The 16144-nt window shown below is 66.4% G+C and carries 16 protein-coding genes; 4 read left to right on the top strand and 12 right to left on the bottom strand.

Translation table 11 applies throughout. The features are described from left to right. Nucleotides 1–80: 80 nt before the first annotated feature. The 3 genes from HBF24_RS11135 (at nucleotide 81) to HBF24_RS11145 (ending at nucleotide 4570) form a co-directional block, all read left to right on the top strand. Complete coding sequence (locus HBF24_RS11135; RefSeq protein WP_240922482.1) at nucleotides 81–2318, top strand: Six-hairpin glycosidase-like protein; 2238 nt, start codon at nucleotides 81–83, stop codon at nucleotides 2316–2318. After that, nucleotides 2315–3790 carry an MFS transporter gene (locus HBF24_RS11140; protein WP_167172900.1) on the top strand — a complete coding sequence of 492 codons (1476 nt, stop codon included), beginning with the start codon at nucleotides 2315–2317 and terminating at the stop codon, nucleotides 3788–3790. The genes HBF24_RS11135 and HBF24_RS11140 overlap by 4 nt, the downstream gene beginning before the upstream one ends. Before the next feature lie 225 nt (nucleotides 3791–4015). After that, nucleotides 4016–4570 (top strand): YaeQ family protein, encoded by a 555-nt coding sequence (locus tag HBF24_RS11145; protein ID WP_167172902.1) that lies wholly within the window; start codon nucleotides 4016–4018, stop codon nucleotides 4568–4570. Nucleotides 4571–4587: 17 nt separating this feature from the next. Here HBF24_RS11145 and HBF24_RS11150 read toward each other — a convergent pair whose 3' ends face one another. Together HBF24_RS11150 and HBF24_RS11155 are read right to left on the bottom strand one after the other, a co-directional pair. After that, nucleotides 4588–5874 (bottom strand): GGDEF domain-containing protein, encoded by a 1287-nt coding sequence (locus HBF24_RS11150; RefSeq protein WP_167172904.1) that lies wholly within the window; start codon nucleotides 5872–5874, stop codon nucleotides 4588–4590. Between the two features lie 200 nt (nucleotides 5875–6074). Further along, a complete protein-coding gene (locus HBF24_RS11155) occupies nucleotides 6075–6968 on the bottom strand; it encodes an aldo/keto reductase (RefSeq protein ID WP_167172906.1) in 894 nt (297 codons plus the stop codon). Between the two features lie 263 nt (nucleotides 6969–7231). On the opposite strand from HBF24_RS11155, the gene HBF24_RS11160 reads away from it, so the two are divergent. Next, nucleotides 7232–8209: an aldo/keto reductase gene (locus HBF24_RS11160; RefSeq protein ID WP_167172908.1), complete on the top strand. Its 978-nt coding sequence runs from the start codon at nucleotides 7232–7234 to the stop codon at nucleotides 8207–8209. 18 nt (nucleotides 8210–8227) lie between these two features. On the opposite strand, the gene HBF24_RS11165 is transcribed toward HBF24_RS11160, so the two are convergent. From HBF24_RS11165 to moaCB, 10 genes are all read right to left on the bottom strand, one after another. Further along, nucleotides 8228–9319: a LacI family DNA-binding transcriptional regulator gene (locus tag HBF24_RS11165; RefSeq protein ID WP_167172910.1), complete on the bottom strand. Its 1092-nt coding sequence runs from the start codon at nucleotides 9317–9319 to the stop codon at nucleotides 8228–8230. A 71-nt stretch (nucleotides 9320–9390) separates the two neighbouring features. Beyond that, complete coding sequence (locus HBF24_RS11170; protein ID WP_167172912.1) at nucleotides 9391–10428, bottom strand: ABC transporter ATP-binding protein; 1038 nt, start codon at nucleotides 10426–10428, stop codon at nucleotides 9391–9393. A gap of 3 nt (nucleotides 10429–10431) precedes the next feature. Beyond that, entirely contained in the window at nucleotides 10432–11226 is a 795-nt protein-coding gene (locus HBF24_RS11175) for an ABC transporter permease subunit (protein WP_206064293.1), read from the bottom strand. Nucleotides 11227–11287: 61 nt separating this feature from the next. After that, complete coding sequence (locus tag HBF24_RS11180) at nucleotides 11288–12199, bottom strand: extracellular solute-binding protein (RefSeq protein ID WP_206064294.1); 912 nt, start codon at nucleotides 12197–12199, stop codon at nucleotides 11288–11290. A gap of 12 nt (nucleotides 12200–12211) precedes the next feature. After that, nucleotides 12212–12559 carry a hypothetical protein gene (locus tag HBF24_RS11185; protein WP_167172914.1) on the bottom strand — a complete coding sequence of 116 codons (348 nt, stop codon included), beginning with the start codon at nucleotides 12557–12559 and terminating at the stop codon, nucleotides 12212–12214. Further along, a complete protein-coding gene (locus HBF24_RS11190; protein ID WP_167172916.1) occupies nucleotides 12556–13113 on the bottom strand; it encodes a molybdenum cofactor guanylyltransferase in 558 nt (185 codons plus the stop codon). The genes HBF24_RS11185 and HBF24_RS11190 overlap by 4 nt, the downstream gene beginning before the upstream one ends. Continuing rightward, nucleotides 13100–13612: a molybdenum cofactor biosynthesis protein MoaE gene (locus HBF24_RS11195; RefSeq protein WP_240922484.1), complete on the bottom strand. Its 513-nt coding sequence runs from the start codon at nucleotides 13610–13612 to the stop codon at nucleotides 13100–13102. The genes HBF24_RS11190 and HBF24_RS11195 overlap by 14 nt, the downstream gene beginning before the upstream one ends. Nucleotides 13613–13617: 5 nt before the next feature. Continuing rightward, nucleotides 13618–13878, bottom strand: coding sequence for a MoaD/ThiS family protein (locus tag HBF24_RS11200; RefSeq protein ID WP_167172918.1), 261 nt, complete (start codon nucleotides 13876–13878; stop codon nucleotides 13618–13620). Then, the gene (gene glp, locus HBF24_RS11205) at nucleotides 13875–15131 is read right to left on the bottom strand and encodes a gephyrin-like molybdotransferase Glp (RefSeq protein ID WP_167172920.1); all 1257 of its coding nucleotides are present in this window, start codon (nucleotides 15129–15131) and stop codon (nucleotides 13875–13877) included. The genes HBF24_RS11200 and glp overlap by 4 nt, the downstream gene beginning before the upstream one ends. Next, nucleotides 15128–16144 (bottom strand): bifunctional molybdenum cofactor biosynthesis protein MoaC/MoaB, encoded by a 1017-nt coding sequence (gene moaCB, locus HBF24_RS11210; RefSeq protein ID WP_240922486.1) that lies wholly within the window; start codon nucleotides 16142–16144, stop codon nucleotides 15128–15130. The genes glp and moaCB overlap by 4 nt, the downstream gene beginning before the upstream one ends.

Genomic DNA, 16144 nt, shown 5'->3' on the forward strand with positions numbered 1-16144 from the left:
AACTCCGCAGCGCGTACCTTGCACAGGCGCGTGAAAAGACGGACAACCCACACCTCGCCATCATTACCCGAGGGGAAGGCATGACCGCATCCAAGCACTCCAACGTCCCGCGTCGCGCGGTTTTGTGGCTGGCTCTGGCTACCATCGGCATGGGCCCGGCCGCCGCCGGTGCCGCCGCGCCGGGCCATTGGCAACGTCAGCTCAGCTGGCAAAATCGTCAGGCGACCATGCAGCACGCCGGTACCGGCTATCTGTTGAGTCATCCTGGTGGCAACCGCCAGATTGCCGCCGGCGCCGCGCAGGCGCATACCGCCAGCACGCTGTTCGACGGTCTGTTCGCGATGGCCCAGGATGACCTCAGGCAGGACTCGGTACAGGCCATCCGTGACGGCGCCTTCGATCACGACAAGGCGATTGACTGCCATTGCTTTGAGACCGGCGCCAATTGGCATTACGTGTGGACGCGCGATCTGTCCTATTCGGTGGATCTGGGGCTGTGGCGTTTCGATCCGGATCGCGCCCGTGCCTCGATGCGCTTCAAGCTGTCCAAGGTGCGCAATCCCAAGATGCCGCAGGGGCTTTACCCCATGCAGGACACCGGTTCCGGTGGCAGTTGGCCGATCAGCACCGACCGCATCGTCTGGTTCCTGGGCGCGCGCCATTTGCTGGATGACAAGGCGTTCGCCGCCGAGGTCTACCAGGCGCTGGGCGATACGCTCAAGCAGGACCGCCAGTACATCTATGATGCCCGGCTGGGTCTGTATCGTGGCGAGACCTCCTTCCTGGACTGGCGCCAGCAGACCTATCCGGCGTGGACGGCCAATAACGTCACCTTCATTGCGCAGTCGTTCGCGCTGTCGACCAATGTACTGCACTACCAGGCCATGAAGCTGGCCGCGCGTCTGGCGCGCCAGCATGGTGATCAGGCCGCGGCGACGCGCTACACGCAGCATGCCGAGGCGCTCAAGCAGGCCATCAACACGCGGTTCTGGCGTGCCGATCGCGACATGTACATGAGCTATATCGGTGGCAACGGCGCGCCGTACGAAGCCTACGACTTGCTGGGCCTGTCGCTGGCCATCACCAGTGGCGTGGCCGATCCGGCCCGCGCGCGCGCCTCGTTGGCGCATTATCCCACCTGGGCCGCCGGCAGCCCGGTGATCTGGCCCGAGCGCAAGGATCAGCCGATCTACCATAATCGCGCGATCTGGCCGTTCGTCAGCGCCTACGAACTGCGCGCCGCGCGCAAGGTTGACGATGCACCGCGCATTGCCCATGCGCTGCGTTCGATCATGCGCGGTGCGGCGCTGGCCGGATCCAACATGGAGAATTTCTCGCTGCTGGCGCAGTCCACGCACGTGGACGAAGGCAAGCTCAGTGGGCCGGTGATCGATTCGCCGCGCCAGCTGTGGTCGGTGGCCGGTTATCTGAACATGGTCATCGAGGGCGTGTTCGGGGTGACCGACGATGGTGCAGTGAAGCCGAAGATTCCCGCTTCGCTGGTGCCGATGTTGTTCGGCCAGCACGACAGCATTCGCCTGGTGCTGCCGGGTCGCACCATCACCCTGCACAAGCCGGCCAAGCTCTCGGGCGATCTGCTGGTGGCCGGCAAAGTCAGCACGCAGGGGCAGACCACCGACGTCACCCTGCGCGGCATCGATACCCATTCGCCGGCTTTGCCCCAGGGCGCGCCGATGTATGCCCCGGCAACACCGCCGGCGCCCACGATGACGCGTGCCGACAGCGGTTGGCAGGTGCAGGCGCCGAAGGCTGACACGTTGTACGTCGATGGTGTGGCGCGCAAGCTGCATGGTCATGCATTGGAGCTGCCTGCGCAGGCAGCTCCACCGTGTGTCAGTGCCACCACGCACGATGCCAGTGGTGTGGAGTCGCTGCACAGTCCGCGCGCGTGTGCAGGCACGCCGGCCGCCGTCAGCGGTACCTGGCCGCGGACGTGGAAGGCGCCGGCCACGGGCACCTATCGTGTCTGGCTGCGTTATGACAACGACCACGGCTCCATCGAGACCGGTATCACGGCGGCCGTGCGCCAGCTACATGCCCAATGTGGCAGCGCTGGGCAGAGCGCCACCGTGGTAATGCCGCAGAGCGTGGGTGAAAACGACTCGACCTACGCCCTGATCCACGCCCGTGCCGGCGAGCGCTGCACCTTCACCCTGGAACCGGGCTTCAACATGAGTGATCTGGCGAACTTTGCGCACTACACCGGTGGTCAGGGTGGCTCGCAAGGCCCACTCAACCAGGCGGACATCGGCGCGCTGAAGATCGAGCGCGCCAACGGCACCGAGGGTCGCGAATGAGTCGCAAGCCCGAGCTGTCGTTCTGGCAGATCTGGAACATGTGCTTTGGTTTCCTGGGCATCCAGTTCGGTTTTGCCCTGCAGAACGCCAATGTCAGCCGCATTTTCCAGACGCTGGGCGCGCCGATGGATTCCATCGCCGGCCTGTGGGTGGCCGCGCCGCTGACCGGTCTGATCGTGCAGCCGCTGATTGGTCATTATTCGGATCGCACCTGGACCCGGCTGGGGCGGCGCCGGCCGTATTTTCTGGCCGGCGCGGTACTGACCACGCTGGCGCTGTTTGCCATGCCCAACGCGCCGTATCTGTGGGTGGCGGCCGGGACGCTGTGGGTGATGGATGCCTCCATCAATGTGTCCATGGAGCCGTTTCGTGCCTTCGTCGGCGATCAGCTGCCGACGCGGCAGCGCTCGCTTGGTTACCTGATGCAGAGCTTTTTCATCGGCATCGGTGCGGTGGTGGCTTCGGCGCTGCCGTGGCTGCTGGCGCAGGCGGGCGTGGCCAATACCGCCGCGCCCGGACATGTGCCCGATACCGTGCGCTATGCGTTCTACCTGGGCGGGGCAGTGTTGTTTTTGTCGGTGCTGTGGACGGTGTTGTCCTCGCGCGAATATTCGCCGCCGCAGCTGGCCGCTTTCGACGATGCCACGCCGGTGGCAGCGCGCGAGGCATCGTCGCCGAAGGCGCTGCCGCGCCGTGGCAGCCTGATCTGGCTGATTCTGGGGCTGGCATTGGCGTTGCTGGTGGCCTTCACCGGCCTGGAGCGCGAGCTGTACATCCTTGCCGGCATGTTGGTCGCCTATGGTCTGGCCCAGCTCTGGGCCGGTCGCACTCAAAGCCAGAACGCACTGGCGCAGATCCTGGGCGACCTTCACCACATGCCGCAGGCCATGCGCCGGCTGGCCTGGGTGCAGTTCTTCTCGTGGTTTGCCATGTTCGCGATGTGGATCTACACCACGCCGGCGGTGACGGCGGTGCAGTACCACACCAGCGACACCGCCTCGGCGGCCTATAACGAGGGCGCCAACTGGGTCGGCGTGCTGTTTGCCGTGTACAGCGCGTTCGCCGCCGTGGCCGCGCTGGTGATTCCCTGGATGGTTCGTCGGCTTGGCCTGCGCAAGAGCCATCTGGTGAACCTGTTCCTGGGTGGGGCGGGGCTGGCCTCGTTCGCGCTGATCGCCAACCCGCACTGGTTGCTGGTGTCGATGGTGGGGGTCGGCTTTGCCTGGGCCTCGATCCTGTCGCTGCCCTACGCGCTGCTGTCCGATCATCTGCCGGCGCAGAAGATGGGCGTCTATATGGGCATCTTCAATTTCTTCATCGTGATCCCGCAGTTGTTGGCCGCCAGCATTCTGGGCCTGCTGCTGCGCACGCTGTTCGGCGATCAGCCGATCTATGCGCTGGTGCTGGGCGGGGTGTCGCTGGTGACAGCCGGCCTATTCACCTTGCGTGTAAGCGAGCCAGCCACCACTTGAGGCCGGAAACGCCGCTGGCGCGTGATCGGGAGCCTTTATCGCTACGGCCAAGGTGATCTGTTGATCGACGCTGAAGGTGGCCCGCTGATTCGGTTCCATGGGGATGCCAGTGATCGCGTACGTCTGAGGTCCTCCTGGGCGGCTTGCGGCCAACTGGCCTGGATGTGGGCTGACAGCGACCCGACGGGCGTACAATGGTGCGCTGACCTTCTCGCGACGGACCTCATGGCCCTTACCTCGACCATCTACAAGGCGGAATTGTCCATCAGCGACATGGACCGCCATTACTACGCCACGCATGCACTGACCCTGGCCCGGCATCCGTCGGAAACCGAGCAGCGCCTGATGATGCGGTTACTGGCGTTCGCACTGTTCGCCGATGAACGCCTGGCTTTTGGCCGCGGCCTCAGCGATGAGGACGAGCCGGCGCTGTGGCAGCGCGACTATGCCGACCAGATCGAGCTGTGGATCGAGCTGGGGCAGCCGGATGAGTCACGCATTCGCAAGGCGTGCGCGCGCGCGCAGCAGGTGGTGGTGATCGGTTATGCCGGGCACGCTTTTCAGGTGTGGTGGGACAAGCAGGCCAACGCGCTGCGCCGCTACGACCGCCTGGCCGTGCTGGAAATCGCAGCCGACGATGTGGTCGCCCTCGAGGCGTTGTGCACGCGAGGCATGCGTCTGCAGTGCCTGATCCAGGATGGTGAGCTGAACTTGCTCGACGGCGAGCACACGGTGGCATTGCGTCCACAGTTCCATAAGGGGCTGGCTGAAACCGCCTGAGTCAGAAGCCGACTCCCTCAGGCCTGCGGTACGGTTGCCTGCTGCGAAGGCGACGTCGCCTGTAAGCGCGCCTCCTGCTTATAGCCGTACATGCGCCGGTCGGCCAGGGCGTAAAGGCGGGTCTGGTCGATGCTGTCGTCTGGATACATCGACAGCCCGATGCTGGTATGGCGACTCAGCGAATGGCCATCGATGCTGATCGGCGTTTCCAGCGCCGCGTGCAGCTTGGCGACCACCGTCTGCGCCGACTTGCGATCGGCGACGTCGGTAAGTATCGAGGCAAATTCGTCGCCACCCAGGCGCGCCAGCGTGTCGCCCTGGCGCAGGCAGGATGAAAAGCGTTGGGCAATCTGCCGCAGTAGTTCGTCGCCAACGGCATGCCCCAGTTCGTCGTTGACTTCCTTGAAGTCGTTCAGATCGATCACCAGTAGGGCGACCGGACGGTTCTGTGAGCGCGCCTCGTCCAGTGCCCGGTGCAGGCGACGCAGGAATAGCCGGCGATTGGGTAGCCCGGTCAGTGAGTCATGCAGCGAGGCGTGTTCGGCCTCCAGCATGTGCTCTTCAAGCATGGTCACGATCATGCCGGTGGCGACCAGGAACTTGGGCAGGTTCCAGACTTCGCTCTCAACATGGACATCGGGCCACAGGTAACGCATCAGCATGGCCGCCGGGAACACCAGCGCCCAGGCGACGAAGCTGATGGTGGTGAAGCGCCGGCCGATACGTGCGCGCGGCGAGCTTTGCCCGAAGCTGGCCGCTGCCGCCATGTAATGCGCGAACAGCGTCCATATCAGGGTCTGCACCAGCAGGCCGCGCCAAATCAGCACCGCCTGTACGCCATAGATCAGGGTGATCAGCAGACCTCGGGCCAGGTTGCGTCGGGCATCGATCCCACGCTGACCATGGAATACCCACAGGCCGGTCAGCCAGCCGAGCACGGTGACCGCGTAGTACGGCATCTTTGCATCGACGCTGAAAACAACCAGCGCGCAAAGCACCGCATCCGGTGCCGCCGAAAGCAGGGTCATGCCCAGCGTGCGCGTGTCCGAACGGCGCATCCCCGAGCCAGCCCAGATGAACGCCATGCTGGTCAGCACCAGCATGATCACGGAAACAGCCTGGGCCAGGTCGGCACCGTCGCTGATGTTGTCGCCCACAAACTGGGCAGCAATGTGCACCAGGATCAGCATCCATCCCACCAGCCAGTAGCGCAGGCGGCTCTGATGGGTGCGCTTTAGCATGGCCCAGAACACGGCGGTCAGGCCGCCGATGGCGAGAAAATCCGGAACGACCGTGAAGTTCATGCGTGGGCAGGACCAGTAAAGCGAACGAAAACCGACCGGGTTGGCCGTCCATGGGCAGCCACGACCTCTGGCCAGCGCGTGTTCCCCTCATGCGGCGAACACTGTACGCCAAGCATAGCAAGGCAAAGTCCGCAGCGGCATAGCCACTGCGGGCTTGTTCGTTCAGTTCAGGCGCAGAGACTTAGGCCTGTCCGACCGCATCAATCCTGCGACGATTCGGACTTGGCAAAAGCCTTGCGGCCAGCTTCATCAAGTGTGGCAAAGTCCTCATCGGAAAGCTCGATGCCGGCCGCGGCCACATTCTGCTCCAGGTGCTTGACCTTGGAGGTGCCCGGAATTGGCAGCATCACCGGGCTGCGCTTCAATACCCAGGCCAGGGCAATCTGGCTCGGCGAAGCCTCGTACTTCTTGGCGGCCTCGTCGACCACACCGCCGGACTGGGCCAGATCGCCGGCAGCCAGCGGGAACCAGGGGATGAAGCCGATGCCCTGTTCGGTGCAGTAGTCGAGTACCGCTTCGCTGGTGCGGTCGACCAGGTTGTAGCGATTCTGCACGGTGGCCACATCGAAGTATTTGCCGGCCGCCTTGATGTCTTCCACGCTGACTTCGGAAAGACCGGCGTTGGCAATCAGCCCGTCGGCGATCAGCGACTTGATCGCATCGAACTGCTCGTCGGCGGGCACCTTCGGGTCGATGCGATGCAGCTGCCACAGGTCGATGCGCTCCACGCCCAGCTGGCGCAGGCTCTTGTGTACCTGTTGGATCAGATATTCGGGACGGCCCACCGGAATCCACTGGTTGGGACCGGTACGGGTCAGACCGCCCTTGGTGGCGATCAGCAGATCGTCGGCGTAGGGCTTCAGTCCCTGTGCGATCAGCTGCTCGGAAATATCCGGGCCGTAGCTGTCGGCGGTGTCGACGAAATTGACGCCCAGATCGCCCAAGCGGCCAAGCACGCGCAGGGCCTCATCAGGGTCGGCCGGGGGTCCCCAGATACCATCACCGGTAATGCGCATGGCGCCGAAGCCCAACCGATGAATGGTCTTGTCGCCGATACTGAAGGTGCCGGAAGCGGCAGCGGAAAGCGTGGTCATGAGAGCACTCCTTTCTAAGTGTGAATCGTAATGGCGGCGCGGAGCCTCCGCGTGCCTGACCTGTGATGTTGGGCGAACGGTCGGGTGCGACAACCGGGGCCGCGGCGCATGCGTCATGCAGTGTTGCTTAATAATCGAGGGCCGCCGAGGCGCCCATTGCCAAGCGCAGCTTCACGATGCGTGTATACCTCAGGGGCAGATGCGGGACGCCAAGCGGCGTAGGCTTTTAGGTTCCCCACCCACGCTTTTTTGAGGAGTGCGCGATGGAATCGATCAAATTGGGTCACACTGGGCTGGATATTCCGCCGCTGTGCCTGGGCTGCATGACCTATGGCGAGCCTGGTCGCGGCAAGCATGCCTGGACCCTGGATGAGGAAAACAGCCGTCCCCTGCTGCGCAAGGCGCTGGACATGGGGCTGTATTTTCTCGATACCGCCAACGTGTATTCGGACGGCAGTTCCGAGGAAATCGTCGGTCGCGCCATCGGCGATTTCGTCAGCCGCGAGGACGTGGTGCTGGCGACCAAGGTGCACGGTCGCATGCGGCCCGGCGCCAATGGCGCGGGTCTGTCGCGCAAGGCCATCTTCGAGCAGATCGATGCCAGCCTGATGCGTCTGGATACCGACTACGTGGACCTTTACCAGATCCACCGCTTTGACCCCGGCACGCCGGTCGAGGAGACCATGGAAGCGCTGCACGATGTGGTCAAGGCGGGCAAGGCGCGCTACATCGGCGCCTCATCGATGTTCGCCTGGCAGTTCGCCAAGATGCAGCACGTGGCCGAGCGCCATGGCTGGACACGCTTTGTCAGCATGCAAAATCACTTGAACTTGCTCTATCGCGAGGAAGAGCGCGAGATGCTGCCGCTGTGCCGCGACATGGGTGTGGCGGTGATTCCGTGGAGCCCGATGGCGCGTGGGCGCCTGACCCGGCCCTGGGATGAAGCCACCGAGCGCCAGCGCAGCGATGAATTCGGCGCCACGCTGTACGGGCATTTCGATTTCGATCACCAGGTGGTCGATGCCGTCGGCAAGGTGGCCGGGCGCCATGGCGTGCCGCGCGCGCAGATCGCGCTGGCCTGGGTGATGCAGGCGCCGGGCGTGACCGCGCCGATCATCGGCGCCTCCAAGGCCGGCCATCTGGACGATGCGGTGGCGGCGCTATCGATCACACTCAGCAAGGATGACCTCAAGGCGCTGGAATCGCCTTACGTACCGCACGCCGTGGCTGGGCACGGCTGAGCGAAAAAGCCCTGGGCATCAGCCGGTGACATCGATTGTCGCCGGCTGATGCTCGCCACCGGGACGGACCTGCGCTGACGATCCGCCGCCACAGGAGCGGCGGATCACCAGCCGTGCCGGCAGCTTCAGGCTTTCGGCCGGCTCGTCGCGGATCAGCTTGAGCAGGTTTTCCACCAGCAGTGCACCGGCACGCCGCGTATCCTGCGCCACGGTGGTCAGCGCCGGATGCACGTTGGCGGCCATCGGAATGTCGTCGAAGCCGGCCAGCGAAACATCCTCGGGCACGCGGTAGCCGTGCTCGACCAGCGCGCGCATGGCGCCGATGGCGATCAGGTCGCTGGCGCCGAACACCGCGTCGAACGACACGCCGCGCTTGAGCAGGGTTTCCAGCGCCTGGTGGCCGGAGGCCTCGGTGGTGATGGCATCGACCTGCAGCAGCGGATCGACCTCCAGTCCGGCCGCACGCAGCGCGGCCGCAAAGCCGCGATAGCGCTCGAAAAATTCCGGGTAGTGCTGCGAGGCATCGCCGATGAAGGCAATGCGTGAGCGGCCTTGAGCCAGCAGGTGCGCGGCCAGGTCGTGACCCCCCTGGTAATTGTCGCAGCCGATCGACAGCCCGGGCTGATCCGGCAGCACCGCACCCCAGCGGACGAAATGCGTGCCCAGCGCCAGCAGCTGGTCGAGCCTGGCGCGGTAGGACACGTAATCGCCGTAGCCGAGCAGAATCAGGCCGTCGGCCTTCTTCGAATCCTCGTACTCGGCGTGCCAGTTCTGCGACAACTGCTGGAACGAAATCAGCAGGTCGTAGCCATGCTGCGCGCAGGCGCGGGTGATCGAGCCGAGCATGGAGTGGAAGAACGGGTTGATGTTCGAATCATCGGCCGTGGGGTCCTCGAAGAACAGCAGCGCCAGCGTGCCGGTGTGCTGGGTGCGCAGGTTCGAGGCGTTCTTGTCCACCTTGTAGTTGAGTGCGCGCACGGCCTCCTGGATGCGCCGATGCGTTTCCTTGCTGACCCGCGAGCTGCCGCGCAGCGCCCGCGACACCGTGGACTGCGAGACTCCGGCCAGATGGGCAATGTCGAACGAGGTGGGTTTGCGTTTCTGGCTCATGGCTCAAAGCGCGTGGGCAGGCGGACAGGAAGGCATATCGGCATCAATCATATGCGACAAAAGAATGCAAGTCATTCGTCATTTTCACGCTGCATCGCCGCATCCGCATGTGCCGGCGGCCATAGGAAAATATCCGAGGCCGACCATTTGACGTACACATGCGCGTCAATCGGCGGCGCTGGCGACGTGCCGGGCAGGTACGCCCATAGCAGGGTTTTGCCGCAGTGCAGCGCCAATTGCCACTGCCCATCCAGCGCCATGCGTCTGGCCACGCGGGCACGGACGGCGCCTTCGCCGCCGTGATCGGTCAGTGTCACCCGGTGTGGTGGCAGCGTGCCATCCACCCAGCTGTGCACCGCCAGGTCATGTCGTGGCAGTGAAAAATGCAGCCCCGCCTCGGGCCAGTGAAGCCGGGTGTGGCCGCGGCCATCGCCATGCGCCTCGACCCGGGCATGAAACAGATTGCGCCGGCCCAGCAGGCGTGCCACCGCGGCATTGGCCGGCTGCGCCTGCACGCTGTCGGGCGGGCCCTGCTGCACGATGCGTCCGTCGTGCAATACCAGCAGATGGTCGGCCAGGGCGGCCAGGTGGGGATCGTGGCTGACGGCCAGCGCCGGCACGCCCAGATCGTGCACCTGGGCCACCAGCTCGGCCATCACCTCGTCGCGCGTGCTGGCATCGAGCGCCGAGGTCGGCTCGTCCAGCAGCAACAGCTCGGGCCGCCGCGCCATGGCGCGGGCCAGCGCCACGCGCTGCTGCTGGCCACCTGAGAGCTGGTCCGGGTAATGCGTGGCCAGTTCGGCCAGATTGAAGCGCGCCAGCCACTCCAGTGCGGCGCGGTGGCGCTGCGATCCGTCCAGTGCAAAGGCCACGTTCTGCCAGGCGTTGAGATGCGGAAACAGCGCATAGCCCTGGGGCAGGTAGCCGACCGCACGACGTTGCGGCGGCAGGCCATCGAAGGGCGTGCCGTGTGCTGGCAGCAGCCCGGCAATCGCACGCAGCAGGCTGCTCTTGCCGCTGCCGCTGCGCCCCAGCAGCACCGTGAAGCCGTGAATCTCGCCGCGCGCACTCAGCGCCAGCGGATGTTCGAGGCGATAATCCAGTTCCATGGCTTAGGCCGCCTCGCGTCGGCGCGCCACGATGCCCAGCACCAGCGGCAACGGCATGGCGACCACGAAGAACGCCCACAGCAGCGGATACACCGCATGCAGGCCAATGTCCTGCAGGTTCACCCACAGCTTCACCGGAATGCCCTGCGGGAAGTAGGCGATGATCAGCACCACGCCGAACTCGCCCAGTGCGCGCACCCAGGCCAGCGCCACACCGGCAGCCAGGCCAAACCGCGCCAGCGGCAGGCTTACTTCACGAAACGCCTGCCACGGCGAGCGACCCAGCGTCAGCGCCAGATGTTCCAGCTCGCGCGGCACGCCTTCGAAGGCGGCGCGCGCAGCCAGCACGTAGTAGGGCAGCGCGCTGTAGCACTGCGCCAGCACAAAGGCCGCGGCCGAATTGGTCAGGCTGAGATTGGCCGCCTCGAACCAGCGCCCGATCGGGCCGTAGGGGCCATACAACGCAGAGAGCAGCAGGCCCATCGCCAGCGGCGGCGTCAGCAGTGCCAGCAGCAGAATCGCCTCGACCAGCCACTGGCCACGAAAGCGGTGCCTTGCCAGCCACCAGGCCAGCGGTGTGCCCAGCAACACGATGATGACCAGCGCCAACAGGCTGTAGCCCAGCGATACGCCAATCGCCATGGCGTCACCGCGCGCAAAGTGGAAGGCGCTCCAGTGGGTGACAGCGACCAGCCCCGCGAACGGCGCCGCCATCAGCAGCAGGGTCAGCGATGCCAGCCAGAACGGCCCGCGCGCGCGGCGCGGCCCCGGCTCAGCCAGGGCGCCGGTCATCGACATGCGGATGGCGGGCGAGGAAGTGTTTCATCATCGCCAGCATAGCGAGCTTGCACCGACGGACCTAGAGCGCGCCGCCCTTGGGTTTGCTGTAGCCGTACTGGGCCAGCAGCTTCTGCCCGGCCGGGCTTTGCAGAAAGTCGACAAAGGCGCGCGCCTGCTTCGGGTGCCGGGCGTTTTTCAGCACCGCGGCGTAGAACACCAGCGGTTGCACGCGCAGCATCTTGCCGTCCAGCTTGAAGCTGGCCTTGTTGTACCAGCGCTTGGCCATGGCCGGGTTGGACAGATTGATGGCATCGGGCAGGCGGATCACCGGCAGGTGATGCGAGCGCGCCGCGCTCAGGTAGCCCGACGACGCATCCAGCTGGCCGGCTTCCAGGCGCGACAGCAACGAGGTTTCGCTGAAAATCTGCTGGGGGTTGCGGATCGAGCCCAGCACGTTTTTCAGCAGGCCCGGCTGCTTGTAGCGCAGCTGCGCCAGCTGCATGGTGAAGATGATGTTGCGCCCCTGCGGATCGGTGGCCGGGTCGGTGCGGCCAAAGCGCAGGCCCTGGCGTTCCAGCACCTGGTACCACGGCATCTTGCCGGCGGCGGCGGCCTTGAACTGACGGGCGAAGCGGCTTTTCGGACTGTAGGTGATGACCATCTGCGTGCTGGCCACCGGTACCGCTCGCCCGACCAGCCCGGCTTTCTGCAGCAACTTCACCGGCCCCGGCGTGATGCCGACAAACACATCGGCGCGCATTTGTTTGGAGGCCAGCAGGCGGGCCAGCGCATACGAGCCATGGCCGATGCCTTGATAGTTAACATCGTGGCGCTTGGCAAAGGCCGGGCCGGCGCCATGGTCCATGACCACGCCCATGGAGCCGGCATAGGCCACACGCAGCTTGCTGGCGGCCTGCGCGGACATCGCCACCAGTGCCAGGCCCGCGCCCAGCGCCAGCACGGCGCCGCGACGAAACATCGAAACCATCATCAGGCGAACTCCTTAGGATGAGGAGGAAAGGCGGGTGCGCGCGCTGTCGCGCACATCGACATCGAACTGAATCTCGAGCACGGCCGACTCGGCGCGCGGCAGGTGAAAATGCAGGCCCTCGCGCGTCGGCAGGCGCCGTGCGTAGGCGGCTACGGCCGTGCGTGGCAGGCGCAGCTGCCAGGGCGTGGGCCGGGTATCCAGACTGGCATGATCGCTATCGGCCAGGGTCACGCGCTGGCCGATGTGATGGCCCTCGTCGAGTGTGGTCAGGTTGTCCACTGCGCCGCCATCGAGCAACGTGGCCAGTTCCTTCTCGCTGATGCGAAAGCGCAGGTGCTGGGCTTCCATCTGCAGTTTCATGCGCACATCTCCTGCCATTGCTCGGGGGTGTTGGCGTTGGCCAGTTGCGGCCGGGCGTCGACGGGCACGGGCAGCGCCACGCCGTGCAGTGCCTGGACCAGCGCGCGCAAGCGCCGTTCGCGTGGCGGTCGCGCCATCAAGGCGCGCAGGACCTGACGCGTGGTTTCGTCCAGCCGCAGGCGCAGCGGCAGCACGTGGTCGGCGTAGTGCACCGCCGCGGCGCGCTCGTTCGCGGCCAGGCGGGCGAGCAGCGCGGCCGACAGGCGCGGCATGTCCACCGGCACGATCAGCAGCTCGGCATCGTCCAGCGCGTCGGCCACGCTGGTCAGTGCGCCGATGGGGCCGGCGTGCGGCCAGCGGTCGGCAATGGCGCCATCGCGGTCCCCGCTGACCAACACCGGCCGCGCGCCCGCTTGCGCCAGTTGCCGACGCATGTGCTCGAGCATGGTCAGGCCCTGCCAGCGCAGTTGCGCCTTGTCGCGGCCCATGCGCGAGGAGCGGCCGCCGGCCAATATCAGGCCGGTGACAGGGGTGTTGTGCTCAGCCGTGGCCATGGCCGTGATGCTGGCCGCGCGCATGGCCGGCGTCGTGTTCGCGGGAGGTTTCGCACAACGAGCAGCCTTCGCTCCAGGCGCTGTCGCCGTCCTCATAATGCTCGCGCTTCCAGATCGGCGCTTCGTGTTTGACCGCCTCGATGACCATGCGGCAGGCGCGGAAGGCTTCGTCGCGATGCGGTGTGCCGGCGGCCACCACCACCGCCACATCTCCGACGGCCAGGCGGCCGGTGGCATGCACGATCGACAGCTTCAGTTCGCAGTCGACCGCTTGCACGGCGCGCTCGGCAAATCCGCGGAACAGGTTGCAGGCCAGTGCGGCATGGACCTGGTAGCTGATCCCGGTGACCACGCGTCCCAGGTTCTGCGCGCGTACCTTGCCGACAAAACAGGCCAGACCGCCAAACCGTGGGTCGGAGACAAAATCCAGCGCCGCGGCGGCATCGATGCCGCCCTCGGCGATATCGACAATGCGTGCATCCAGCATCTCGGGGTTCATCGCTCTTATCCCCCGCTGACCGGTGGCAGCACCGACAATTGACCGTTGTCCGGCACCGCGTCGTGCTCGCGCAGCACCGCGCTGTCGCTGGCAAACGCCGAGCGTGCCAAAAGACTCTCGCGCGGATCGCTCCAGTGCGCACGGGCGTGCTCGGTGAGCGCCTGGCGTGCGTCGGCGACGCGTGCGCCGTGGTCCAGCGTCAGCGTGACGCGGCCATCGGCCGCCGCATCGCCGAGTGCGCCGTAAAGCGTCAGGGTCACGATCATGAAAGGGTATCTCCCAGCTGGGCGGCCTGATGGTGGCCGGGGCCATAGACATCGAGCAGGGTGCCGGCGGGCAGCTGTTCGGCCGCTTCCGGGCCGACGGCCCAGCAAGTGGCGGCGGCCAGCGGGCGAATGCGGAACGATTCCTGCCCGGCCAGCACGCGCACCTGTGGGCGGCCGTCCGCATCAGTTTCCAGCGCCGCCTTGTAGAACATGCGAAGCCCGGCCTTCTTGCGCGCCTCGCCGCCCAGCGGCAGGCGCAACGGGCGCTCGTCGGCCTGACCGAGCATGCGCCGCAGTGCCGGTTCGACGAAAAAGCGCAGGCCCACGGCACCGGAAATCGGATTGCCGGGCAGGCCAAAGAACAGCGGACCTTCGGCCAGCTGCGCGAACAGCAGTGGCTTGCCGGGACGCATCGCCACCTTGTGGAACAGCGTGTGCGCACCCAGGCGTTGCAGCGAATCGGGGATGAAATCGTAGCGGCCCATGGATACCGCGCCGGTGGACAGCACCGCGTCGACGCCGGCATCCAGCGTACGACGCAGGGCCGCCTCGAAGGCGCCGCTGTCGTCGCTGACCGTTTCCCGGTGCACCACCTCGGCGCCGGCCAGCGCCAGGCGCGCGGCCAGATAGGGGCCGTTGCTGTTGCGGATCTGACCGGACTGCAAGGCCTGGCTGGCCTCGTCGACCAGTTCCTTGCCGGTGCAGATCAGCGCCACGCGCGGGCGCCGCACCACCTGTACCTGGCCGATACCCAGCGCCGCGGCCAGCATCAGCTGGTTGGCGTCAAAGCGGCGGCCCGCGCTCAGCGCAATGGCATCGGCATCGATGTCGCTGCCGGCGTAGCGCAGGTTCTGGCCCGGTGCCAGTGGTGCCTTCAAACGAATGCGCGTGGCGCGACCGCTGGCATCGTGGGCTAGCACTTCCGCCTGTTCGACCGGGATCACCGCGTCCAGGCCGTCGGGCACGCGCGCGCCGGTCATGATGGAAAAGCCGCGGTCGCCGCGCGCCATGTCGATGTCGCCGGCAGCGCGTTCACCGACAATATCGGCCTCGTCGCCGGCCGGCAGCGTGTCACCGCCGGTGGCCAGCGCGAAACCGTCCATGGCCGAGTTGTCGAAGGGCGGCAGCGCGGCCGGGCTGAGCTCGGGCGCGGCCAGTACCCGCCCCAGCGCCGCCTCCACCGGCAGCGATTGCGCCTCCAGACGCGGCGCGCTTTCCAGCACCGTGGCCAGTGCCTGGGCGTAGTCGATCATGCGTGGTCTCCGCCGGCGGCCATGCTCAGCGCATGGGCCAGGATCGGCGCCAGGATGTCCATGCCCTGCGCGGCGGCCTTGGCGCTGCCGGGCAGGGCGATGATCAGCGTGCGCCCGGCCAGCACCGCCTCGGCGCGGCTGAGCCAGGCCATCGGCGTGAAATGGCGGCTTTCGCTGCGGAACAGTTCGCCCAGGCCCGGCACGCGGCGCGCATCGAGTTCGGCCAGGGCTTCCGGGGTGATGTCACGCGGCCCCAGGCCGGTGCCGCCGCTGAGCAGCACCAGCGCGGTGTCGGCATCGGTCTCGGCGCGCAGCGCCTCGAGCAGACGCCCGCGATCATCGGGCAGCACGGTGGCTGCCTCGACCTGTGCCTCCAGCGCGCGCAGGCGCTCGACCAGCAGCGCGCCGGAGCGGTCTTCGTAATCGCCACGCGCGGCGCGGTCGCTGAGTGTGATGACCGCGCAGCGCGCCTGTTTCAGCCCTGCCGGCGCGCGGGGACGGAAGCGCTCGATCTCGGTCTCGCTCATGCCGTCCGGGTGTTGCCAAAGGCCCTTCTTGCCGCCTTCCTTGAACAGCAGGCGCACGCCGCCCAGGGTCAGCGCCGGCTGCACCGGCTTGGTCAGGTCGTACAGGGTCAGCAAGGCCGCATTGACGCCGGCCAGGGTTTCCATCTCGACACCGGTGCGGGCAATAGTGGCGACCTCGCAGTACACGCGGATCACCGCGCGCTCGGGCACCGGCTGGCAGTGCACCTCGACATATTCCAGCGGCAGCGGATGGCATAGCGGCATCAGCGCCGAGGCCTGCTTGGCACCCTGCAGGCCGGCCACTTCGGCCATGCCCAGCGCGTCGCCCTTGGGCAGGCCGCGCTCGACGATCACCTTGAAGGTGTCCGCGCCGGGATCGAGCTCGCCCACGGCGACGGCGCGGCGTTCGGTGGGCCGTTTGCGGCGCACATCGGCCATGTGAAACTGCGAAGCGTTGCGGGAAGACGCGACGGCGTCGTGCGCCAT

The sequence above is a fragment of the Oleiagrimonas sp. C23AA genome, from assembly GCF_011759385.1.
In the GTDB taxonomy this organism is placed as follows: Bacteria; Pseudomonadota; Gammaproteobacteria; order Xanthomonadales; family Rhodanobacteraceae; genus Oleiagrimonas.